This is a genomic window from Nocardioides sp. Soil777 (assembly GCF_001428425.1).
GTDB classification, from domain to species: domain Bacteria; phylum Actinomycetota; class Actinomycetes; order Propionibacteriales; family Nocardioidaceae; genus Nocardioides; species Nocardioides terrigena.
On sequence record NZ_LMSN01000016.1, the window covers coordinates 230,270 to 251,087 of the forward strand.

The 20,818-nt window shown below is 73.1% G+C and carries 28 protein-coding genes; 9 read left to right on the forward strand and 19 right to left on the reverse strand.

Annotated elements, in window-relative coordinates:
• Nucleotides 1-33 precede the first annotated feature (33 nt).
• Genes amaP through ASG88_RS14130 form a run of 7 tightly spaced genes read right to left on the reverse strand, consistent with a single transcriptional unit; the run spans nucleotide 34 to nucleotide 2,881 of the window.
• On the reverse strand, nucleotides 34-618 hold the full coding sequence (gene amaP, locus ASG88_RS14105) for an alkaline shock response membrane anchor protein AmaP (protein ID WP_056888065.1): 585 nt from the start codon (nucleotides 616-618) through the stop codon (nucleotides 34-36).
• Entirely contained in the window at nucleotides 615-1,142 is a 528-nt protein-coding gene (locus ASG88_RS14110; RefSeq protein ID WP_056888066.1) for a DUF6286 domain-containing protein, read from the reverse strand. Before ASG88_RS14110 ends, amaP begins: the two co-directional genes overlap by 4 nt.
• Nucleotides 1,139-1,573 carry an Asp23/Gls24 family envelope stress response protein gene (locus ASG88_RS14115; RefSeq protein WP_157559739.1) on the reverse strand — a complete coding sequence of 145 codons (435 nt, stop codon included), beginning with the start codon at nucleotides 1,571-1,573 and terminating at the stop codon, nucleotides 1,139-1,141. The genes ASG88_RS14110 and ASG88_RS14115 overlap by 4 nt, the downstream gene beginning before the upstream one ends.
• The gene (locus ASG88_RS22675; protein ID WP_082600440.1) at nucleotides 1,566-1,742 is read right to left on the reverse strand and encodes a DUF2273 domain-containing protein; all 177 of its coding nucleotides are present in this window, start codon (nucleotides 1,740-1,742) and stop codon (nucleotides 1,566-1,568) included. The genes ASG88_RS14115 and ASG88_RS22675 overlap by 8 nt, the downstream gene beginning before the upstream one ends.
• A gap of 11 nt (nucleotides 1,743-1,753) precedes the next feature.
• Nucleotides 1,754-2,110 (reverse strand): hypothetical protein, encoded by a 357-nt coding sequence (locus tag ASG88_RS14120; RefSeq protein WP_056888068.1) that lies wholly within the window; start codon nucleotides 2,108-2,110, stop codon nucleotides 1,754-1,756.
• Nucleotides 2,107-2,421: an Asp23/Gls24 family envelope stress response protein gene (locus ASG88_RS14125; protein WP_056888069.1), complete on the reverse strand. Its 315-nt coding sequence runs from the start codon at nucleotides 2,419-2,421 to the stop codon at nucleotides 2,107-2,109. Before ASG88_RS14125 ends, ASG88_RS14120 begins: the two co-directional genes overlap by 4 nt.
• Nucleotides 2,411-2,881, reverse strand: coding sequence for an Asp23/Gls24 family envelope stress response protein (locus tag ASG88_RS14130; protein WP_056888070.1), 471 nt, complete (start codon nucleotides 2,879-2,881; stop codon nucleotides 2,411-2,413). The genes ASG88_RS14125 and ASG88_RS14130 overlap by 11 nt, the downstream gene beginning before the upstream one ends.
• 155 nt (nucleotides 2,882-3,036) lie before the next feature.
• On the opposite strand from ASG88_RS14130, the gene ASG88_RS14135 reads away from it, so the two are divergent.
• Both ASG88_RS14135 and ASG88_RS14140 read left to right on the forward strand, forming a co-directional pair.
• A complete protein-coding gene (locus tag ASG88_RS14135) occupies nucleotides 3,037-3,594 on the forward strand; it encodes an RNA polymerase sigma factor (RefSeq protein WP_056888071.1) in 558 nt (185 codons plus the stop codon).
• A complete protein-coding gene (locus tag ASG88_RS14140) occupies nucleotides 3,585-4,061 on the forward strand; it encodes a hypothetical protein (protein WP_056888072.1) in 477 nt (158 codons plus the stop codon). Before ASG88_RS14135 ends, ASG88_RS14140 begins: the two co-directional genes overlap by 10 nt.
• Nucleotides 4,062-4,067: 6 nt before the next feature.
• On the opposite strand, the gene ASG88_RS14145 is transcribed toward ASG88_RS14140, so the two are convergent.
• Nucleotides 4,068-4,949, reverse strand: a complete 882-nt coding sequence (locus ASG88_RS14145) for an Fpg/Nei family DNA glycosylase (protein WP_056888073.1) — start codon at nucleotides 4,947-4,949, stop codon at nucleotides 4,068-4,070.
• A 53-nt stretch (nucleotides 4,950-5,002) separates the two neighbouring features.
• On the opposite strand from ASG88_RS14145, the gene ASG88_RS14150 reads away from it, so the two are divergent.
• Nucleotides 5,003-5,281 (forward strand): hypothetical protein, encoded by a 279-nt coding sequence (locus ASG88_RS14150; protein ID WP_056888074.1) that lies wholly within the window; start codon nucleotides 5,003-5,005, stop codon nucleotides 5,279-5,281.
• A gap of 179 nt (nucleotides 5,282-5,460) precedes the next feature.
• Entirely contained in the window at nucleotides 5,461-6,657 is a 1,197-nt protein-coding gene (locus ASG88_RS14155; protein WP_056888075.1) for an ATP-binding protein, read from the forward strand.
• Nucleotides 6,658-6,745: 88 nt separating this feature from the next.
• On the opposite strand, the gene ASG88_RS14160 is transcribed toward ASG88_RS14155, so the two are convergent.
• Nucleotides 6,746-7,165, reverse strand: coding sequence for a DUF2177 family protein (locus ASG88_RS14160; protein ID WP_056888076.1), 420 nt, complete (start codon nucleotides 7,163-7,165; stop codon nucleotides 6,746-6,748).
• Nucleotides 7,166-7,261: 96 nt separating this feature from the next.
• Between ASG88_RS14160 and ASG88_RS14165 the strand changes: the two genes are divergently transcribed.
• Nucleotides 7,262-7,855 carry a DUF664 domain-containing protein gene (locus ASG88_RS14165; RefSeq protein WP_056888077.1) on the forward strand — a complete coding sequence of 198 codons (594 nt, stop codon included), beginning with the start codon at nucleotides 7,262-7,264 and terminating at the stop codon, nucleotides 7,853-7,855.
• A 104-nt stretch (nucleotides 7,856-7,959) separates the two neighbouring features.
• On the opposite strand, the gene ASG88_RS14170 is transcribed toward ASG88_RS14165, so the two are convergent.
• Complete coding sequence (locus tag ASG88_RS14170) at nucleotides 7,960-8,964, reverse strand: superoxide dismutase (protein WP_157559740.1); 1,005 nt, start codon at nucleotides 8,962-8,964, stop codon at nucleotides 7,960-7,962.
• Between the two features lie 118 nt (nucleotides 8,965-9,082).
• Here ASG88_RS14170 and ASG88_RS14175 point away from each other — a divergent pair, with 118 nt between their 5' ends.
• The 3 genes from ASG88_RS14175 (at nucleotide 9,083) to ASG88_RS14185 (ending at nucleotide 11,347) form a co-directional block, all read left to right on the forward strand.
• Nucleotides 9,083-9,883 carry a glycerophosphodiester phosphodiesterase family protein gene (locus ASG88_RS14175; RefSeq protein WP_056888078.1) on the forward strand — a complete coding sequence of 267 codons (801 nt, stop codon included), beginning with the start codon at nucleotides 9,083-9,085 and terminating at the stop codon, nucleotides 9,881-9,883.
• Between the two features lie 10 nt (nucleotides 9,884-9,893).
• Nucleotides 9,894-10,832 (forward strand): DUF5926 family protein, encoded by a 939-nt coding sequence (locus tag ASG88_RS14180; protein ID WP_056888079.1) that lies wholly within the window; start codon nucleotides 9,894-9,896, stop codon nucleotides 10,830-10,832.
• Nucleotides 10,833-11,008: 176 nt separating this feature from the next.
• Nucleotides 11,009-11,347: a YnfA family protein gene (locus ASG88_RS14185; RefSeq protein ID WP_056888284.1), complete on the forward strand. Its 339-nt coding sequence runs from the start codon at nucleotides 11,009-11,011 to the stop codon at nucleotides 11,345-11,347.
• Between the two features lie 21 nt (nucleotides 11,348-11,368).
• Here ASG88_RS14185 and ASG88_RS14190 read toward each other — a convergent pair whose 3' ends face one another.
• Entirely contained in the window at nucleotides 11,369-11,764 is a 396-nt protein-coding gene (locus ASG88_RS14190) for a MerR family transcriptional regulator (RefSeq protein WP_200956452.1), read from the reverse strand.
• 139 nt (nucleotides 11,765-11,903) lie between these two features.
• Between ASG88_RS14190 and ASG88_RS14195 the strand changes: the two genes are divergently transcribed.
• Entirely contained in the window at nucleotides 11,904-13,343 is a 1,440-nt protein-coding gene (locus ASG88_RS14195; RefSeq protein ID WP_414858643.1) for a SulP family inorganic anion transporter, read from the forward strand.
• An 18-nt stretch (nucleotides 13,344-13,361) separates the two neighbouring features.
• Here the strand turns inward: ASG88_RS14195 and ASG88_RS14200 are convergent, their stop codons facing one another.
• From ASG88_RS14200 to ASG88_RS14235, 8 genes are all read right to left on the reverse strand, one after another.
• Entirely contained in the window at nucleotides 13,362-14,381 is a 1,020-nt protein-coding gene (locus ASG88_RS14200) for an adenylate/guanylate cyclase domain-containing protein (protein ID WP_056888081.1), read from the reverse strand.
• A gap of 98 nt (nucleotides 14,382-14,479) precedes the next feature.
• Complete coding sequence (locus ASG88_RS14205; protein WP_056888082.1) at nucleotides 14,480-14,854, reverse strand: cyclic nucleotide-binding domain-containing protein; 375 nt, start codon at nucleotides 14,852-14,854, stop codon at nucleotides 14,480-14,482.
• Between the two features lie 87 nt (nucleotides 14,855-14,941).
• Complete coding sequence (locus ASG88_RS14210) at nucleotides 14,942-16,180, reverse strand: arginine deiminase (RefSeq protein ID WP_056888083.1); 1,239 nt, start codon at nucleotides 16,178-16,180, stop codon at nucleotides 14,942-14,944.
• A gap of 42 nt (nucleotides 16,181-16,222) precedes the next feature.
• Complete coding sequence (locus ASG88_RS14215) at nucleotides 16,223-17,362, reverse strand: GNAT family N-acetyltransferase (protein ID WP_056888084.1); 1,140 nt, start codon at nucleotides 17,360-17,362, stop codon at nucleotides 16,223-16,225.
• The gene (locus ASG88_RS14220; protein ID WP_056888085.1) at nucleotides 17,341-17,943 is read right to left on the reverse strand and encodes a TMEM165/GDT1 family protein; all 603 of its coding nucleotides are present in this window, start codon (nucleotides 17,941-17,943) and stop codon (nucleotides 17,341-17,343) included. Before ASG88_RS14220 ends, ASG88_RS14215 begins: the two co-directional genes overlap by 22 nt.
• A gap of 23 nt (nucleotides 17,944-17,966) precedes the next feature.
• Nucleotides 17,967-19,139: a nickel pincer cofactor biosynthesis protein LarC gene (larC, locus tag ASG88_RS14225; RefSeq protein ID WP_056888086.1), complete on the reverse strand. Its 1,173-nt coding sequence runs from the start codon at nucleotides 19,137-19,139 to the stop codon at nucleotides 17,967-17,969.
• Nucleotides 19,136-19,852 (reverse strand): nickel pincer cofactor biosynthesis protein LarB, encoded by a 717-nt coding sequence (gene larB / locus ASG88_RS14230; RefSeq protein ID WP_056888087.1) that lies wholly within the window; start codon nucleotides 19,850-19,852, stop codon nucleotides 19,136-19,138. Before larB ends, larC begins: the two co-directional genes overlap by 4 nt.
• 23 nt (nucleotides 19,853-19,875) lie before the next feature.
• Nucleotides 19,876-20,748 carry a prephenate dehydratase gene (locus tag ASG88_RS14235; protein WP_056888088.1) on the reverse strand — a complete coding sequence of 291 codons (873 nt, stop codon included), beginning with the start codon at nucleotides 20,746-20,748 and terminating at the stop codon, nucleotides 19,876-19,878.
• Nucleotides 20,749-20,818 lie beyond the last annotated feature (70 nt).

Below are 20,818 nucleotides of genomic sequence, written 5' to 3' on the forward strand. Positions count from 1 at the left end.
GGTCGATGACCGGGGCCCGTCGGGTGCGGTGGGTCAGCGGACGCGCACCCGGGTGGTGCGCCCCCGTCTCCTGCGCTGCGGGGCGTCGAGGACGACCCGGCACTCGACCCGGTCGTCCGGGAACGCCGCAGCGACGTGCTGGCTGGTGGTGGCGACCGCCTCGGTGAGGGCCTCCACGTCGGCGGCGGGGTCGACCCGGCCGCGCAGCTCGACGAGCGTCGTGGCGCCGTAGGAGCGCACGGTGCCGGATGGGTCCACGACCGGGGCGATGGTGCCGAGGTGGGCCGCGGCCGCGGTGGCGACGGAGCGTACGTCGACCTCGAGCCGGCCGGTCTCGTCGCTCGCGGACAGCCGCGTCGTCGAGGAGGCCTCGCGACGCAGGTGCGCCAGCAGCCACCACAGGCCGAGCAGGCCGAGGAGGACACCGGCGACGGCCAGGACCCACGGCCACCAGGCGGTGGTGACGACGTCCTCGGCGGCACCGGTGCGCACCGTGTCGTCGTACGACGAGAAGAGGAGGTGGTACTGCCAGTCCACGGCCAGCAGGCCGAGGGCCACGAGGGCCAGTCCGACCACGAGGACGAGCAGTCGGTCGAGGCCGAGGAGCGTGCGGGTCATCGGGACACCTCCCGGGTGCGGACGGTCACGGCGGCCCGGGTGAGGCCCTGGACCTGGGACTGGAGTGCGGAGTCGACCCGCTCGGCGACGGCCGTCGGGTCACCGCTGGTGACCACCTCGACGGTGATGCGCCGGCGGCTGACCCGCGTGGCGTCGGCGGAGATGACGCCGGGCGCGCGGTCGGCGACGCCGCGGGCGAGGGCCGCGACGGCGGGCGCGGACAGCCACAGGTCGCCGTCGGCGTGCGCCTGCAGGTGGGTCCGAGCGGCCGGCTTGAGGGCCAGCCACACCAGCACCAGGCCGAGCAGGGCGATCACGACGCCGACGGCGGCGACGCCCACGGAGGGGGTGAGGCCGTCGAGGGAGCGGACCGCGTCGAGCGACCACGGCGAGCCGCTCGCCCAGCCCTGGCTGACGGCCAGCTCGCGGACCGCCACGACGGCGACCGCGATCAGGACGACCGCGGTCAGCGCGGCACCCAGCACCGCGGCCGGGCGGGCCTTGGGGGGCGTGGAGACACTCACTGGACCCTCCTCTGCTGGTGGTCGACGGCGTCGGGCGTCACGAGGTGGACGGTGACGTCGACGGTGCGGATGAAGACGCCGGACTGGCGCACGGCCTCGTGGAGCACGCGGTCACGGACGTCGGTGGCGATGCGGGTGACCGGCGAGGGCCACACGGCGGCGACGTCGACCTCGACGCGGGCCCGGCGGCCCTCCATCGTGATGGACGCGCGGGGCGATCCGGTGCCGATGAGTTTGCCGAGCGCACCCTGGTGGGCGACGGTGCCGGGGGTGTCGAGGACGGCCCGCTCGACGATGTGCTGGATCGCCTTGGTGCGGACGTCGAGGGTCCCCCGCTCGGCGGGGTCGGCCGCCACGAGCTGCGGTCCGGCCGGCTCCTCGGGCGGTACGACGGGTGGTGGCGGCGCCGTTGCGGGCGCGGCCTCAGCCACGACGACCCCGGAACAGGGAGCCGAGGTCGAGCTCGCCGTCGACCTGTCCTCCGATGAGGTAGCCGCCGCCGCCCAGCACGAGGGCGAGGAGCAGTCCGAGGAGGCCGCCGGTGACGATGGCGATCGTCAGCAGCAGGCCGGCGAGCAGGCCGAGGGTGGACGTGGTCATGGTGGTCTCCTTCAGAGGTGGCCGTAGCGGCGGGAGCCGGGCAACGACCGTGGGATGCGGGTGCGGATCGTGTGGACGAGCTGTCTGCCCGAGGCGGTGATGCGGCGGACGGCGCGCGAGCGCGGCGTCGTACGGATGGTGGCGACGGGGTTCGTCGCGGAGCCGCCGGCGGATCGGCGGTGCCGTGGCCCGGCGGGCGGGGGCGGCCCGGCCGCCTCCAGGGCCCGCATGGCCCGGTCGAAGTCGTCGGGGTCGCCCCCGAGGTCGGGGTGGAGCTGCCGGGCGGCGGCCCGGCGGAGGGATCGTCGCGCGGCCTCCCCCCCGGCCAGGCCGCGCGACGGGTCTGTGGGGTGCGTCGGACCGGTCACGCCGAGCCCGGCGCGACGACGTCCTCCACCGTCACGTCGACCGGTCCCCCGACGAGCGGGCGGACGGCTTGACGGACGAGGTCGGACGTCTCCTGGATCGGCGCCCCGAACTCCAGCACGACGTGGACGTCGCAGCCGGGCTCGAGGAGCCGGACGCCGTTGACGCGACGGCCGGGGAGGTACGTCGCGACCTCACCGACGACGCCCGCGTGCAGTCCGTGGACGCCGGGCACCGCGACGACGGCCTCGGCGACGAGGTCGGCGTCGGTGCGATCGGCGGCGCCCACGGGAGCGGGTCGGTCACTCGACACGCGAGCCGGTGCTCTCGTCGTCGACGCCGTCGCCGTCGGTGTCCATGAAGATGTCGTGGACGGTGATGTTGACCTCGGTGACCTCGAGGCCGGTCATCCGCTCGACCGAGCCGACGACGTTGCGCCGGATGGCGGCGGCCAGGTCGGCGATGGACACGCCGTACTCGGCGACGATGTCGAGGTCCACGGCGGCCTGGCGCTCGCCGACCTCGACCGCGACACCCTGGCTGAGGTTGGTGCGGGAGCCGGGGATGCGCTCGCGGACGGCGCCGACGGCGCGCGACGCGCCGCCACCGAGGTCGTGGACGCCGCTGATCTCGCGGGTCGCGATGCCGGCGATCTTGGAGACGACGGTGTCGGAGATGGAGGTCCGGCCCTGCTCGCTGACCAGTGCGGTGTCGTTGCCGGGGCGGCTCACGACCGCGGCGGATCGGGTCGTGGGGGTCGTGGTCTCGCTCATCGTGTTGCCTCTCGTCTGCGTGTTGGGACAGGGGTTAGTCGTCGCGAGCGGCCGATTCCTCACGCTCCGTTCGTGTGGCCTGCGTCACGCCTTCCGCCACGTCCTAGGGTGAAGGCCGGGACACAGGTCCCGCGGGCTGTCGGAGGGGGTGGGGAATGTCGGGTTTCGTGGCCGAGCCGACCGACGACGCCCTGGTCCGGGCGGCCCGACTCGGCGACGAGGACGCGTTCGCGGTGATCGTGGACCGCTACGGCCCCGGGATGTACCGCTACGCCGTGCGGCTGGTCGGCTCGGAGAGCGATGCCGGCGAGGTGACCCAGGAGGCGCTGGTGTCGGCCTGGAAGGACCTCGCCACGTTCGCCGGGCGCTCCAGCCTCAAGACGTGGCTGTTCCGACTGGTCCATCGCCGGGCCGCCGACCTGCAACGGCACCGCAAGGCGATCCCGGTCAACGACGACCTGTTGTCGACGATGGTGCGCCCGGCGCAGGACAACCCCCTGCAGCAGGTGCTGGACGCCGAGCTGCTCGCGGCGCTGCAGGTGGCCCTCGCGGAGCTGCCGTGGCACCAGCGGGCCGCCTGGCTGCTGCGGGAGGTCGAAGAGATGAGCTACGACGAGATCGCAGTCACCCTGGGGGTGTCCGAGGGCAGTGTCCGCGGGCACCTGCACCGGGGCCGACGCACCCTGGCGGAGAGGATGGCACGATGGCGATAGAGCCCAGACCTGACCCGCTCGACCGGGCCCGGGAGGCCGCGCGGCACGACGAGCCCGCGGGCTGGATCGAGCTCTCCGGGTCGATCATGTCCCGCGTGCGGGCCACGGTCGCCCCGTCCGAGCCCATCCTGGCCTTCGGCCACGACGGGGCCACCGAGCGCGACGACGCCGGATCCCGCACGTGGGTCTCCGCCCGGATCCTCACCACGGCGCTCCGTCGCGCCCTGCGCGAGCCGACCCTGGCCCCGGAGGCCATCGACCTGGTGATCGAGGACGAGCGGCTGCGCCGCGTCGAGGTCACCCTCGTCTGCTCCTACGGCATCGACCTGCGCGCGCAGGCCGAGGTCGCCCGCGACGAGGTGCACGCGGTGGTCCTCGGCATCCTCGGTCCGGACCCCGAGTTCACCCGCGGCAGCATCGACATCGTCGTGTCCGACGTGGTGGTCGGCGACCCCCACGTGGTCTAGCGGCGGCTACTTCAGCAGCCGGCTCATCCGGCGGTCCGCGAGCGGCTTGCCGCCGGTCTGGCAGGTCGGGCAGTACTGCAGGCTCGAGTCGGCGAAGCTCACCTCGCGCACCGTGTCCCCGCACACCGGGCAGGCCTCACCCGTCCGGCCGTGGACGGCGAGGTGGGACTTCTTCTCGCCCTTGAGCTCACTGGCGGCCAGGCCGCGGGACCGCTCGACGGCCGCACCGATGACGGTGCGGATCGCGTCGTACAGGGTCTGCACCTCGGCCTCGTCGAGCGAGCTGGCCGGCTTGTACGGCGACATGCGTGCGGCGTGCAGCAGCTCGTCGGAGTAGGCGTTGCCGATCCCGGCGATGGTGCCCTGGTGGCGCAGGACGCCCTTGATCTGCTTGCGGCCCTCGCTCTGCAGGATCCCGGCCAGCACGTCGATGGTGAACGCGTCGTCCAGCGGGTCCGGCCCGAGCCGGGCGATGCCGGGGACCTCCTGGGGGTCGCGCACGACGTAGATGGCCAGGCTCTTCTTCGTGCCGGCCTCGGTGATGTCGAGCCCGGGCGTGGTCTCGAAGTCGGGGTCGTCGATCACCACCCGCGCGGCGAGCGGGTTCTTGCTGTTGGGGCGGGCGGGGAGCGCCGGCACGTCGTCACGCCAGCGGATCCAGCCCGCGCGGGCGAGGTGGACGATGAGGTGGGTGCCGCTAGCGGTGATGTCGAGGAACTTGCCGTGGCGGGTCACGTCCTCGACGAGGGTGCCGTGCAGCGACTGCAGCGGCGGGTCGAAGGTCTTCAGCGCGCTGAAGGCCGCCAGGTCGATGCGGGCGATCGCACGGTCGACGAGCCGGCCCCGGAGGTCCTGGGCCAGCGCTTCCACCTCGGGCAGCTCGGGCATGCACCGAGTCTAGGACGCGTGACAGGGCCTTGTGCTCCGGGTCACAATGGACCATGGCCCAGCCGCGACCGCTGCCCCGCACCGGGGCCGTCTTCCTCGACCCCCGGGGTGAGGACCGCTCGCTGCGCGTCTCGTGGCACCCGGAGGCCGACGTGGTGGTCCTGTCGCTGTGGCGCGACAACCTCTGCGCCGGGACCTTCCGCCTGTCCGTCGACGAGGTCCCCGACCTGATCGCCATGCTCCGCACCGGTCTCGCCGAGGCGTACGCCGTCGCGCGCGACCGCGCCGAGCGGGGTGGCGCGCTCCCCGACGAGGGCCAGCAGGCCGGCTGAGCGTCGTACGGGCTGGCCGTCCCGGGATCACCGGGCAGCCGGTGAATCGGTGGGTTCGGCCACGCTGCAGCACGCGCCAACCCACGGGATCACCGGGCAGCCGGTGATTCCGCCGCGACACGATCGCCGAGTCTCGCGATATCTAAGGATCCGGCTAGAGAGCCCGATACCGTCACATCGTGGACCCGATCCGTAACCCCTACGCCCCCGGCGCGGGCCAGCGCCCGCCCGAGCTCGCCGGGCGCGACGAGCAGCTCGCCGCCTTCGACGTCGTCCTCGAGCGCGTGTCCCGCGGTCGCCCCGAGCGCAGCCTCGTGCTCACCGGGCTCCGGGGGGTCGGCAAGACGGTGCTCCTCAACGCGCTGCGCGGTGCCGCCGTACGCCGCCAGTGGGGGACCGGCAAGCTCGAGGCCAGGCCCGACCAGGGGCTGCGCCGCCCGCTCAGCGGGGCGCTGCACCAGGCGGTCCGCGAGCTCGGCCACCGGGACGCCGACAGCGTCGACCACGTGCTCGGCGTGATCAAGGCCTTCGCCCAGCGTGACGCGGGACCTGCCGCCAAGATGAGGGACCAGTGGAGCCCGGGCATCGACGCCCCGGCCGTCCGCGGGCGGGCCGACTCCGGCGACATCGAGATCGACCTGGTCGAGCTCTTCACCGACCTCGGCGGGCTCGCCGCCGACAAGGGCAAGGGCATCGCGATCTTCATCGACGAGATGCAGGACCTCGGCCCCGACGACGTGTCGGCGCTGTGCGCGGCGTGCCACGAGATCAGCCAGTCGGGACTCCCGGTGATCGTGGTCGGCGCAGGTCTGCCGCACCTCCCGGCGGTGCTGTCGGCCAGCAAGTCCTACTCCGAGCGGCTGTTCCGCTACCAGCGCATCGACCGGCTCACCCGCGAGGCGGCCGACCTTGCGCTCACCGTGCCGGCCGAGGACGAGGACGCGCTCTACGAGGCGGGTGCGCTCGAGGCGATGTATGCAGCGACGGGCGGCTACCCCTACTTCATCCAGGCCTACGGCAAGGCCGTCTGGGACCGCGCACCCCGCTCGCCGATCACCGCGGCCGACGTCGCGGTGGCCGCGCCCGAGGCCGACGCCGAGCTCGCGGTCGGCTTCTTCGGCAGCCGCTACGAGCGGGCCACGCCGGGGGAGCGCGACTACCTGCGGGCGATGGCCGACGTGGCCGGCACCGAGCAGGACGCGCCCGACGCGGTCCCGACCTCGGACGTCGCGGCCGCCCTGGGCAAGAAGCCCCAGTCGCTGAGCCCGGCGCGCGACTCGCTGCTCAAGAAGGGGCTGATCTACTCCGGCGAGCGCGGCCGGATCGCGTTCACCGTGCCGCACTTCGGGCGCTACCTGCGCGAGCACGCCAACTAGGCCCTCCGCGACCACTCGCCATCATCGGGGAAGATCGTCCGGCCCTGCGCGGGACGACGTTCCCCGGTGAAGAGCCGGCGACCCAGGGTCAGCGCGCCCAGGCCGGGAGCCGCTGGACGACGGCGTACGTCCCGACCCCGACCGCGGCCGAGAGGAACGTCCCCCACGCCATGTCGATCGGCACCAGCGCCACCGGCCAGCCGTCGACGACGGCCAGGTTGGTGAGCTCGTAGACGCCGTAGACGACGAAGCCGAAGAACGCGCCGACCCCGACGGCCCGACGCCACGACCCCGCCGCGACGGCCGGGTGGATGACGAAGTGCACGAGCCCGGCCAGCAGCACGAGGTAGACGAGCACGGCGGCCAGCACGTTCGGCGACTCGGCCCGCAGCGCCCCGAGCTGCTCGTCGTACAGGTCGGTGGCGACGGTGCTCAGCCAGAGCACGTCGATCACGCTGAAGACGACCGCGGCGACGAGGAACTGGGTGAGCCAGGCAGACACGCGCATGCGCTCAGTATGGAGGGCGACTGCGGACCGATCCTGTCCGCCTGCGGCGGGAGGGTGGAGGCACGGCAACAGGCCACCACAGACAGGGGAGTTCCCATGATCGAGCCCAGCACCCGCACCGAGTCCGAGGCCCTCACCGCCTTCCTGCGTGAGCAGGTCGTCGCCGCCCGCACGGCGGCGCACGGCCTGACCGACGAGGAGGCGCGGATGACGCCGACGCGGTCCGGGCTGAGCGTCGGCGGGATCCTCAAGCACCTCGCCACGGCCTGGGTGACGTGGGAGCGCCGGGAGGCGCAGAACCGCGGCGAGCGGGGCTGGGAGCTCACCGAGGAGGACTTCGGCGTCTTCTACGGCAGCTTCGCGCTCACCCCCGACGAGACGCTGGCGCGGGTCGTCGAGCGGTACGACGCCGCGACGGGCGCCCTGCTCGACGCGGTGGCGGCGGTGGACCCGGCGGCCGAGGTGCTGGAGGCGCCGGCGCCGTGGTTCGGCCGGATGGAGCCGAGCGTGGTCAACAGGCGCTCCCTGGTGCTGCACATGATCGAGGAGTTCGCCCGGCACGCCGGCCACGCCGACATCATCCGCGAGCAGATCGACGGCGCGCAGGCCGGGCAGCTGGCCATGGCGGTGGAGGGGATCGAGGGCAACGACTTCATCCAGCCCTGGCGCCGGGAGACCGCCGACGCCTGAGCCGGATCGGGGCGGGGTGACCCTCAACCCGGGGTAGTCCGTGACGAAGGGACCCCGGAAACTCGATTCCAGGGGTCCGATCGTCACGGACTACCCAAGAGGGGTCAGCGCGTCCGCGGGATCTGGGCGCGGCTCACCCAGTACGCCGTGCCGGGCTCGGCGGGCGTGGAGAAGCGGGCGTTGGGCAGGTAGAGCCAGCGCCCGAACGCCGCCACGGTGGTCGGTACGTCCACGGCCGCGTCGAAGTCGGTCCCGGCGATGGTGTCGACCAGCGTCCCGGCGCTGCCGTCGCGCTCCATCTCCAGGACGGCGACCTGGTTGAGGCGGTTCTGCACGACGTACAGCGTGCGCCCCCTCAGCAGCATCCCGTCGCCGTTCTCGACGGACGCGCCGCCGAGGTCGACGACCTGGGCGTCACCGGTCCCGGGGTCGACCCGGTAGAGGACGCCGGCGTTGACGACGAGCAGCCCCGAGTCGTCCGGGGTCTCGGTCAGCCCGTTCGCGCCGTTGACCCCGGCCCCCGGCTGGACCCACTCGCCGCCCAGCGGCACCGTGACGACCTCGCCGGCCGCGGGCAGGGAGCCACCGCGGCCGAGCGGGAGGGCGAAGAGCCGGGCGCTGCGCGAGTCCGTGAACCACACGGTGTCGTCGACGATCAACGAGTCGTTGATGAAGCGGTCCGTCGCCGTGGAGAGCTGGTAGCGCGCCAGCAGCTCGCCGGTCCGCGTGTCGACGACGCGGGCGTCACCGGCCGTGCCACCGGAGACGAAGAGCCGCCCCCGCTGGTCGACCTTGAGCCCCACCGCCGGGTTGCCCGGCCCGGGGCCCTGGCTGATCGTCTCGCCCTCACCGGTCCGCAGGTCGACCTCGTGGATGTCGCCGTCGGCCCGGGAGCCGAACCACGCCGTGGCGCCGCGGCCGATGGTGATCCCCTCGGGCTGGAAGCCGTCGGGCAGCTCGATCCGGGGCGGGAACACGTCGTCCGGAGGCGCGGCCGTCGCCCCGGGGGCCGTGGTGAGGCTCGCGGCCAGGCCGGCCGTGAGCAGGGCGGAGAGGGTGGCGGCGAGCGTGGTCCTGCGTGCGCCGCGGATTCGTCGGGTGCTGGTCATCGCGCAACCTCATCGTCGGGCGCCGGCCGTTCTCGCCGACGCGAGGGGTGGTGGTTTCCGCCACGGTACGTCGACGTGGGTGACGCTCCTCTCGCGTCCGGACCCCTACCCTCGACGCATGAGGCCGCAGGTCGTCGCCCACCGGGGCGCCAGCGACGAGACCGCCGAGCACACGCTGCGCGCGTACACGCGGGCGATCGAGCTCGGTGCGGAGGCGCTCGAGTGCGACGTACGCCTGACGGCAGACGGCCACCTGGTCTGTGTCCACGACCGGGACCTGCGGCGTACGGCGTCCTCGCGCGGCCTCGTCTCGACGATGAACCTCGCCGAGCTCGACGAGCTGGACTTCGCCCGGTGGAAGAACCCGTGGTCCGACATGGACGACGAGGCGCCCGAGCTCGACCCCACCGACGGCAAGGTGCTGACGCTGCGCAAGCTGCTGGAGACGGTGGCCGACGCCGATCGCCGGGTGGAGGTGGCCATCGAGACCAAGCACCCCACGCGGTACGGCGGGCTGGTGGAGAAGCGGGTCGTCGAGCTGCTCTCCGACTTCGGCTGGGACCGGGCCGGCAGCCCGGCGCGGGTGATGAGCTTCTCCTTCACGGCGCTGCAGCGCACCAAGCGGCTCGCCCCCGACGTCGATGTCGTGATGCTGGTGGAGAAGGCGCACCACTGGCCGATGCTGCGGCGGGTCGTCGGCGACGACTGGATCATCGGACCGGGCATCGGCGAGCTGCGCGAGCACCCGGGCCTGCGCCGGTCGCTGCGGCGGGCGGGTCGCCAGGTGCACGTGTGGACCGTCAACTCCGAGGCGGACCTGCAGCTGTGCCTCGACCTCGGCGCGCGGGCGGTCATCACCGACCGGCCGGCGTACCTCCTCGAGCTCCTCGACGGTCCGCCCGACGGAGGCGTTGGATAGCCTCGCCCCCATGGCGAAGAAGTCCCGCACCAAGGCCCGTGACCACGCTGCTCCCGTCGACGGCGAGGTCGGCCCGCGCCAGCCCTGTCCCTGCGGCTCGGGCAAGCGCTACAAGGCGTGCCACGGCGCCGCCGGCGGAGCCGCCCCGGCGTTCGTGAGCCGCCCCTTCGAGGGCATGCCGGGCGAGTGCGACGTGATCGCCCTGCGCGAGCTGGTCCCGGCCGCCACCGTGCCGCTGGACGTGAAGGGCACCGACCGCGAGGTGCGGCTGTGCACACTGCTGCCGATGGCGGCGCCCGCGATGGTGCGCGACTCCGGCGCGATCTGGCTTGGCCTGCAGGTCGCCCACCAGTACGGCGATCCCGCCCGCGACCTGGGTGCCGTGCTGGAGAAGGCGCTCGCCACCGAGGAGCCCGGGATCATCGGCCTGACCGAGGCGCCCGGTGAGGGCCCGCGGCTCCAGGACCTCATCAACGACACCGAGCTCGACATCACCGTGCACGACGGCTTCGGCTACTGGATCGACGACGTCGAGGACCAGGACGCCTCCACGCAGGCCGCGCTCGAGCAGGCCAACGGCGCCGCCAACCCGACCACCCGGCTCGCGGGCGTCGAAGCGGCGTACTGGACCAACGTGGGGCCCAAGGAGCACCTGCGCTGGGTGATGCCGCACCCCGAGGACGAGCTGCTCAACGCGCTGGCCCGGCTGCACGCCGCCGGGAAGGACAGCATCGCGGAGGGCTCGCGCTTCGTCGGCATGTTCCGCGCTCACGGCCTCCTCGCGCCCGTCTGGGACCTCCCGGTCGGCACCGGCGCCGAGGTGCTCGAGGAGCCCGCCCAGCGCTTCGCCGCCGAGCTCGAGAAGGCGCTCGCCGACACCTCCGACCTGACGCCCGAGCAGCGCTCCGCCCGGGCCGGCCTGGCCAACCGGCAGGTCACCATCCGTTAAGGATCAACTTGTTTTGGCTCAAGACCTTGTCGGCGTTGTGACCGGCAGGTAGGTTTTCGTTCGCCCGGTCGTTGTTGTTTCCCCCGTCAACAGCGGCCGGGCATCCAGATTTCGTCCGGACGTCCCGGCCCCGTTGCGTGGCCGGCCGCCGCCTCCCGGCTGGCACACTCGCGATCATGTCGATCGCCACGTCGCTGCTCCTGTTCGCCCTGGCCGCCGTCGCCGAGATCGGCGGCGCCTGGCTGGTCTGGCAGGGCGTCCGGGAGGACCGCGGGTGGGTCTGGATCGGCGCCGGGGTGATCGCGCTGGGTCTCTACGGCTTCGTGGCGACGCTCCAGCCCGACGCCAACTTCGGCCGGATCCTCGCGGCGTACGGCGGGGTGTTCGTCGCCGGGTCGCTGGTCTGGGGGATGGTCGCCGACGGCTTCCGGCCCGACCGGTACGACGTCACGGGCGCGCTCATCTGCCTGGTCGGGGTCGCCGTGATCATGTACGCCCCGCGCGCCACCCTCTGAGGGCGGCGACCAGCAGGCGGGTCAGCCCCGCCGGGTCGTGATGAGGTCGATGAACTCGTCGGCCATCTCGAGCTGGCGCACCAGCGCCCGGCGCCGCTCGGTCGCGTCCTGACGGATCTCGTCGAGGCGCTGCCGGACGGCGTCGCGCTCCCCGGCATCGGTGGCCGGGTCGTCGAGGGCCTCGATGTCGCGCATGACGGCCTTCATCTGGTCCAGGCTGAAGCCGAGCGGCTTCATGCGGCGGATGACCAGGACCTTCTCCACGTCGGCCTCGGTGTAGAGGCGGAACCCGCCGTCGGTGCGCCCCGACGGCTGGAGGAGGCCGACCTCCTCCCAGTGCCGCAGGCTGCGCAGCGACAGCTCGGTGCGCGCGGCGACCTCACCGATGTGCATGACCGCCTCGGGGTTGGTGCTCACGTGTTCCCTCTCACCTCGGTCCGGATTGCAACCCTACCCTTACGTGAGGTTAGGGTTGTTGCTCGTGACCCAGTCTGCCCCCACGACCGACGCTGCGGCGCTCGAACCCACCGTGCGCAACGCGCTGCGGTCGCCGCGGATGCTGCGCACCGAGGTCCTCGCCGGCCTCGTCGTCGCGCTCGCCCTCATCCCCGAGGCGATCTCGTTCTCGATCATCGCCGGGGTGGACCCCCGGGTCGGGCTCTTCGCGTCGTTCACGATGGCCGTCTCGATCGCCTTCCTCGGTGGCCGCCCGGCGATGATCTCCGCCGCGACCGGCGCCATCGCCCTGGTCGTCGCGCCCGTGGCCCGCAACTACGGCCTGGACTTCCTCATCGCCACGGTCCTGCTGGGAGGCGTGCTCCAGGTGGTGCTGGGCCTGGTCGGGGTCGCACGCCTGATGCGCTTCATCCCGCGCTCGGTCATGGTCGGCTTCGTCAATGCTCTGGCCATCCTGATCTTCATGGCGCAGGTCCCGCACCTGGTCGACGTCCCGTGGCTCGTCTACCCGATGGTGGCCGTCGGCATCGCGGTCATCGTCGCCCTGCCGCGGGTCACGACCGTCGTCCCGGCGCCGCTGGTGGCCATCGTCGCCCTCACCGGTTTCACCCTGCTGGCCGCGCTCAGCGTCCCGGACGTGGGCGACGAGGGCGAGCTGCCCGACAGCCTCCCCGGCCTGCTGCTGCCCGACGTGCCCTGGACGCTCGAGACGTTGCGCATCATCGCGCCGTACGCCCTCGCCATGGCCCTGGTCGGGCTCCTCGAGTCGCTGCTGACCGCCAAGCTGGTCGACGACATCACCGACACCCACTCCGACAAGACCCGCGAGGCGTGGGGCCAGGGCGCGGCCAACGTCATCACCGGCTTCTTCGGCGGGATGGGCGGCTGCGCGATGATCGGCCAGACGATGATCAACGTGAAGGCCTCGGGCGCCCGCACCCGGATCTCCACGTTCCTCGCCGGTGTCTTCCTGCTCGTCCTGGTCGTCGGCTTCGGCGACGTGGTCGCGCTGATCCCGATGGCCGCGCTCGTCGCGGTGATGATCATGGTGTCGGTCGGGACCTTCGACTGGCACTCCGTCCGGCCCGCCACCCTGCGCCGGATGCCGAAGTCCGAGACCGTCGTGATGGCTTCCACCGTCGTGGTCACCGTGGTCAGCCACAACCTCGCCATCGGTGTCGGCGTGGGCGTCCTGGTCGCGATGACCCTCTTCGCCCGCCGCGTCGCCCACCTCACCGAGACGCACCGCGAGGTGGTGGCCAACCGGGACGGCACCACCTCGGCCGTCTACCGCGTCACCGGAGAGCTCTTCTTCGCCTCCAGCAACGACCTCTACACGCAGTTCGAGTACGCCGACGACCCCGACCACGTCGTCATCGACCTGTCGGCCTCGCACGTCTGGGACGCCTCCACCGTGGCCTCGCTGGACGCGATCACCACCAAGTACGAGCGCAAGGCCAAGACCGTCGAGATCGTCGGCCTCAACGCCTCCAGCGCCGAGCGCCACGAGCGCCTCTCGGGGTCGCTGCCCGCGCACTGACCCGGCCGGGCGCCTGCGTCAGTCATGCTTCGGACGCCGCAGGCTCCAGGCCTCGAGGCGCGAGTAGCCCTTGACCGAGACGCGGCGCAGCCGCTTCAGCCGGTACGACGGGGTGTCGGTGTCCGGCTCCTCGGCCGCCGGGTCGTCCGGAGCCGCCGCCGCGGAGGAAGGCGTCTCGGCGGACTCGTCGGGCGGGGAGAGCGCGTCGTGGAGCCCCCGGTCCACGACGACCGTCCCCGGGCGGGCCACCGAGGTGAGCCGGGCCGCGATGTTGACCGTCGGCCCGAAGACGTCGCCCAGCCGGCTCACGACCGGCCCGAAGGACAGGCCGGCGCGCACCGCGGGGAAGGGGTCGTCCTCGTCGAGGCCCCGCTCGACGAGCGCCAGCGCGATCTCGGCGGCCGCGACGGGGTCGTCGGCCGTGAGCAGGACCTCGTCGCCGATGGTCTTGATCACCCGGCCCCCGCGGTCGACCGCGACACCGGTCGCCTCCTGCTCGAAGCGCTCGATCCACTGCACGAGGTCGCCCTCGGAGAGGTTCTTGCTGTGGGTGGTGTAGCCGACGATGTCGACGAAGCAGACGGCCATGTCCACCTCCGCCGCCCCGGTCGACTCCGCCGTCAGCAGCCGGCTCGCCGCACTCGCGAGGTGCCGGCGCCAGACGTAGGACTGGAGCGCCTCCACCCGGGGCAGCACCCCGGCCGCCAGCTCGGCCATCCGGACGTCGGGATCGGGCCCCTCGACCGCCAGGCCGGCCAGCAGGCTGGTCTGCCACTCCGCCAGCCGGGCATAGCTGCGACCCCACGTGCGCACCAGCGCCGCCTGCGAGTCCTCGCCCAGGATGCCCATCCGCATCAGGTCGGCCGTCAGCTCGAGGGCCCGCACGTCGCTGTCGGTGAAGGCCACCGTGTCGTCGCCCTGGTGCGCGAAGCCCAGCAGCCGCCACAGCTCCTGGGCGAGCTCCAGCGGCACGCCGGCCCGCTCCGCCACCTCGACCCGGGTCAGGGCGGGGGCACCGCCGAGGAGGAAGGCCTCCACGTCGTCGTACGCGTCGGCGAGGACCTCGGCGGACGACGGTGCGTCGGCGTCGGGATCGGTGACCTCCGTCGCCGGAGCGGCCGGAGGGACGTCGTCGGTCAGGGCTGGGCCTGACGCCCGGCGGTCGCCGACCGCACGGCCTCGCCGAAGGCCGGCACCTCCCCGACCAGGCGCTCGAGCGCCTCGCCGGTGAAGTGGAGGACCCGCAGCGGGGTGGTGGCCACGACGCTGGCGGTGCGCAGCGAGCGGTTGAGGATGGCGGCCTCCCCGATGATCTGCCCCGGGCCGAGGGTCGCGACCTCCTCGCCGCGGCGGCGTACGGAGACCTCCCCCTCCTCGAGGATGTAGGCCTTGTCGGCCGGGGTCTGCTCCGAGATGGGGGACCAGCCCTGCGGCAGGGTGAGCGTCGTGCCGGCGGACCTGATCCGGGCGACGTCGGCGGGGGAGAGGCCGTCGAAGATCGAGGACGTCATGGGTGGTGCCTTTCTTCCGTGCGCACGTGCGGGGTCACTGCGCTCAACGAGCGAGTGGCTCCGACGTGATGTGTGACGTGCGGCGCCCTACAGCGCGTCCTCGTCCACCGGCAGCGGGTCACGGGAGATCGGGCACGACATGCAGCGCGGCCCACCGCGGCCCGAGCCCAGCTCGGAGCCGGCGATGCGGACGACCTCGATGCCGGAGTCCTCGAGCCGGTCGTTGGTCTCGTCGTTGCGCTCGTAGGCCACGGCCACCCGCGGCGCCAGCGCCAGGGTGTTGTTGCCGTCGTCCCACTGCTCGCGCTCGGCGGTGACCGGGTCCAGGCCGGTGTCGATCTGGTGCAGCGTGTCGATCTGCATCGCCTTGGCGGCGGCCACGAGGAACGGCTCCGGCTCGGCGACGTCGAGGACGAGGTCCCGCTCGGCCGAGCCCCAGTCGCCGACCGTGACCGTGATCGCGGTGAGGGTGTGGGCGACGTTGGGATACATCACGACCTTGTCCACGTCGACCATCGTGCAGACGGTGTCGAGGTGCATCGTGGCGCGCTCCTGCGCGATCGGCACCGCGAGCACGGTGTGCGCGAGGTCGGCGTCGAAGACCTGGCGGGCCAGGCGCTCGACGCCGGCGGGCGTCGTACGCTCCCCGACCCCGACCGCGATGACGCCGGGGGCGAGCAGCAGCACGTCGCCGCCCTCGACGTGCTCGTTGTGCCAGCCGTGGATCTTGCGGGTCTGGCCGGCGAAGCGCGGGTGCTCGGTGTAGATCAGCTCGGTCAGCTGGGTCTCGCGCTTGCGCGCCGGCATGGCCAGGCTGGTGATCGCCACCCGGTCCCGGATCCACACGCTGGAGTCGCGGGTGAAGAGCAGGTTGGGGAGCGGGTCGACGAGGAAGTCGTAGGGGCTGAGCAGGCTGGTGACCAGGCCGTGCCCGCCGCGGACCTCGTCGTTGCGGATGCCGGCCGTCAGCACCTGCGTCAGCTCGTCGGGCGAGTAGTCCTTGAGCGCGGACGCGAGGTAGCGCCGGAGCGTGTCGCCGAGGTGGAGCCCGCTCAGCGCCGAGGTGATGGCGTGGTTGCGGGCGTCCTCGCTCGCGAGGGTCTCGGTGAGGAGCTCGGTCAGGTAGAGCACCTCGACGCCGCGCTGGCGCAGCGTGTCCGCGAAGGCGTCGTGCTCGTCCTGGGCCCGGCTCACCCACGGGATCCCGTCGAAGAGGAGCTTGTCGTTGTTGCGGGGGGTCAGGCGCTTGAGCTCGTTGCCGGGGCGGTGGAGCATGACGGTCTTGAGCGTGCCGACCTCGCTGTCGGCGCCGTGGGTTGCGGGCATGGGCTGACTCTAGTGGCCCCACGCGGGCGCGCCAGCCCCCGATCAGGTCGTACGCCGCTGGGCCCACTCGTCGGCGAGGACCGCCCAGCGCTGGGAGTCGGTCCACTCGCCCTTGGACCAGTAGTCGCTCCGGGCGTCGAGCTCGAGCCGCATCCCGAGGCGGCGGGCGAGGGCCCGGGAGCGCTCGTTGCGGCTGTCGAGGTCGGCGAAGAGACGGTGGACGCCGTAGTGGCCGAAGGCGAGGTCGGCCATCGCGGTGGCCGCCTCGGTCGCGATGCCCCGCCCGCCCACGTCCGGGTTGATGACCCAGCCGATCTCGGCCATGTCATTGCCCTCGCCCTTGAGGAAGATCACCAGGTCGCCCACCACGCGTCCCTCGAGCTCGACCACGAGGTTGCAGACGTGGTGGTTGCGCGGCTCGGCCAGTCGCCGGCGCAGCATGTCGTCAATCTCGGGCCGGCTGAACGCCTCGTGCAGCAGGTCCTCGGTGACGTCCTCGCGGCCGTAGTAGGCGTGCAGGTCGTCGGCGTCGTCCGGCGTCGCACGCCGCAGCACCAGCCGCTCGGTGCGGATCGGCAGCTCGGGCAGTGCCGGGACGAGGTGGTCCTGGCGGGCCTGCTGGACCCGCTGCCAGGAGCTGGTCGCGCCGCCGAAGCGCAGCGCGTCGTACGTCGTCTGCGGCAGCAGCAGGTCCTCGAGCCGGTCGACGACCTCGCCGAGCATCCCGCGGCCGACGTGGTCACCGGGCGTGGTCGTCAGGCGCTCGAGGGCGGCGTCGAGCTGGCCGAGCCAGCGCGCCTTGTCCCGGACGCTCAGTGGCGAGACGCGCTTGAGGCACACGTACTGCCCCGAGAGGTAGGCCGCCCACTCCCGCTCGGCGTCGTCGCGGCGGTCGGCGGGCCAGTAGGCGACGAACCAGTCGTGCAGCCGGTCGGTGCCACCCGCCCACCCGACGGGGTCGAGGTGGTCGCGGGGGACCATCGGGGTGCCGTCGGCGAGGAGGTACGACGGCAGCGGCACCAGGCCGCCGACCATCAGCTCCAGCTGCTCGTCGGTGGCCGCCACGAAGCCGGCCCGCACGTAGGTCTCGTCCACCTCGGTCATCGGGTGCTCCCCGTTGACCTCGAGGTAACGGTCGCGGACCGCCTGCCGGACGGGCGTCAGGCCCTCGTCATCTCCCACACCGTCAAACATGCCATGAGCAGGCAGACCCCCGCACCCAGGTAGTGGAGCAGGCTGAGCCGGACGCGGCTGAGCAGCACCCGGCCCACGATGACCGCGAGGCCACTGACCGCCAGCAGCGCGCCCCAGGCGCCGAGGAAGACGCTGACCGGGTCGTCGTACTTGGCGACCAGCGAGAGCGTGAGCAGCTGCGACAGGTCGCCCCACTCGGCGGCGAAGAGCACGAGGAAGCTGGTGAGGATGACCTTGTAGCCCTGGGCCTCCCCGGCCTTGGCGGCGAAGTCCTCCTCCTCGTCCTGCTCGGCGGCGTCGTGCGAGCGCGCCTCGCGCAGCAGGATGACGGCGCCGATGGTGAACATCAGCGCGGCCGCCACGTGCACGACGGTCTCGGGCAGGAAGCTCACGGCCTTGCCGAGCGCGACGGCGATGAGCGTCTGGACGAGGAACGCGAGACCGACACCGATCCAGACGAAGAGCGGCCGGAACTTCGTCGAGAGGACGAGGGTGGCGATGAAGGTCTTGTCGGGGAGCTCCACCACGAAGATGGCGGCGAAGGCGAGCGCGACGACGACGGGGTCCACCCGATCAGCCTAGGGAGCGGGTCTCAGGCCAGCAGGGCCCGGGTGGCCGCGATGGCCTCGGCGAGCACGTCGTTGGCCGGGAGCCCCAGGGCGGTGGCGGCGCGGGCGACGTCCTCCCACTCGGGCTGCGCGTTGACCACCTCGCCGCCGTGGCGGGCCAGCTTGACCGCGATCCTCTGCCCCGCGACCTCGACGGCGACCATCTCGCGGTCGAGGACGTGCTTGTCGAGGCGGGACTCGCGGACCCCGATCGTCGAGGTGTGCCGCCACAGCGCCTCGCGGACCGCCTCCGCGGTGGTCGACGAGGTGAGCACCGACAGCGTGTGGGCCGGGCGGCCCTTCTTCATCAGGATCGGCGTCAGCCAGGCGTCGCTGGCCCCGGCGGCGAAGAGGGCGGTGATGACCGACGGCCACACCCGGGGGTCGAGGTCGTCGATGTTGGACTCGATGAGCAGCGGGGACCCGTCGACGGCCGCGGTGGGACCGGTGAGGATCCGCAGCACGTTGGCGTGGGTGTCCGGGTCCCGTCCCCCCGCGCCGATCCCGATCGCGTCGACGGCCATCGCGGGCTGGGGACCCCACGCGTCGGCGAGCGTGGTCAGCAGGGCGGCACCGGTCGGCGTGCAGGACTCGGCGGTGCCGGGACCGGCGAGGGACGGTACGCCGCGCAGCAGCTCGGCGACCGCGGGTGGCGGGACCGGCATGGTGCCGTGGGCGCCGCGGACCGACCCCGACCCCACCGCGACCGGCGAGACCGTGACCGGGCCACCGACATGGGCGGCGAGCCAGGCGAAGCCGGCGCATACCCCGACGACGTCGGCGATCGCGTCGAGCGCACCCACCTCGTGGAAGGCGACGTCGAGCGGGTCGGCGCCGTGCACCCGTGCCTCGGCGACCGCCAGCCGCTCGAAGGCGCGGGTCGCCCGGTCGCGGACCTCCTCGTCGAGCTCGGCCCGCTGGAGCAGGGCCTTGATGTCGCGCCAGCTGCGGTGGTGCTCGGTGTCGGCGATCTCGACGTGGCAGCGGGTGGCGGCGAAGCCGTTGCGGGTGACGGCCTCGGGGGCGAGCACGACCGGCTCGGGGGCGACCGCGTCGACGGCCCGGCCGAGCACGTCGAGGGGGACACCGGCGCCGAGGAGGGCGCCGAGCAGCATGTCGCCGCTGGCGCCGGCGGACGCGTCCACCCAGATCGTCATCCGTCGGTCCCGTCCTGCGGGCCCGCGGGTGCGCCCACGCGACGGGCGATGCGGGCGGCGGCGACGCCGGCGCCGTACCCGTTGTCGATGTTGACCACGGTGACGCCCGGCGCGCAGGAGTTGAGCATGCCGAGGAGGGCGGCCAGGCCGCCGAAGGAGGCGCCGTAGCCGATGCTGGTGGGGACCGCGATGAGCGGCGTGCCGGTGAGGCCGCCCACGACCGACGGCAGCGCGCCTTCCATCCCGGCGACGACGACGAGGCAGTCCACCTCGTCGAGCCGGTCCCGGACCGACATCAGCCGGTGCAGCCCGGCCACGCCGACGTCGCGGATCTCGACCGGCTGGGAGCCGTGGCAGGCCACCGTGAGGGCGACCTCGGCGGCGACGGGGGCGTCGGAGGTGCCGGCGCTCACGACGCCGACCGTGCCGCGGGCCGTGGGCAGCGGGCCGAGGGTCGCCGCCCGGGCGGTCTCGTGGACGGTGGCGCCTGCGGTGCGGGCGGCGTCCATGGCCTCGGGGGACAGGCGGGTGGCGAGCACGGCCCGGTCGGGGTGGCTGGCGTGCAGGGTGGTGAGGATCGCGGCCACCTGCTCGGGGGTCTTGCCGGCGCCGTAGACGACCTCGGGATCACCGGTGCGGGCCGCGCGCTCGAGGTCCACGCGGGCGAAGCCGAGGTCGGCCGTCTTGTCGTCGGGGCCCGGTGTCTGCGTCACGCGCGCAACGCTAGGCCATGTCCCTACTCGGCCCGGAACGCGTCGGCGGGGTAGACGCCGAGCACCTTGACCTCGGTGGTGAAGAACGTCAGCTCCTCGAGGGCGTTGCGCACCGGCGGGTCGTCGGGGTGCCCGTCGACCTCGGCGAGGAACTGGGTGGCGGTGAAGTGCCCGCCGACCATGTAGCTCTCCAGCTTGGTCATGTTGACGCCGTTGGTGGCGAAGCCGCCCAGTGCCTTGTAGAGCGCGGCCGGCAGGTTGCGGACGTTGAAGATGAACGTCGTGACGATCGGCCCGTTGCCGCGCGGTGCCTCGTCGTAGTCGCGGGACAGCACGATGAAGCGCGTCGTGTTGTGGTCCTCGTCCTCGATCTCGTCCCGCAGGACCTCGAGGCCGTAGATCTCCGCGGCCAGCGGCGGCGCGATCGCGGCCTGCGTCGGGTCGGCGGCCTCGGCCACCTCGCGGGCCGCGCCCGCCGTGTCGCCGGAGACGATCGGGGTCAGCCCGAGCTCGCGGATCACGCCGCGGCACTGGCCCAGGGCGTGCACGTGGCTGTGCACCGTCCGCAGCCCCGTCACGTCGGCACCCGGGGTCGCCATCAGGGAGAACTGGATGCGCAGGAACCGCTCGCCCACGATGTGCAGGCTGCTGGTCGGCAGGAAGTGGTGGATGTCGGCCACCCGGCCGGCGATCGAGTTGTCGATCGGGATCATCGCCAGGTCGGCGTCCCCGCCCTCCACGGCCGCGAAGGCGTCCTCGAACGACGCGCACGGCACCGCCTCCCAGTCGGGGTAGGCCTGCTGGCAGACCAGGTGGGAGTTGGCCCCCGGCTCGCCCTGGTAGGCGATGCGCCGGGCGCCCGGGCTCGGAGTCGCTGGGGAGGCGCTGGACGTCACGGCTCGGAGTCTGGCACGCGTCACCGTGTCGCGACCGGCTCGTCTCAGCGACCGCCATAGGGTCGGCCCC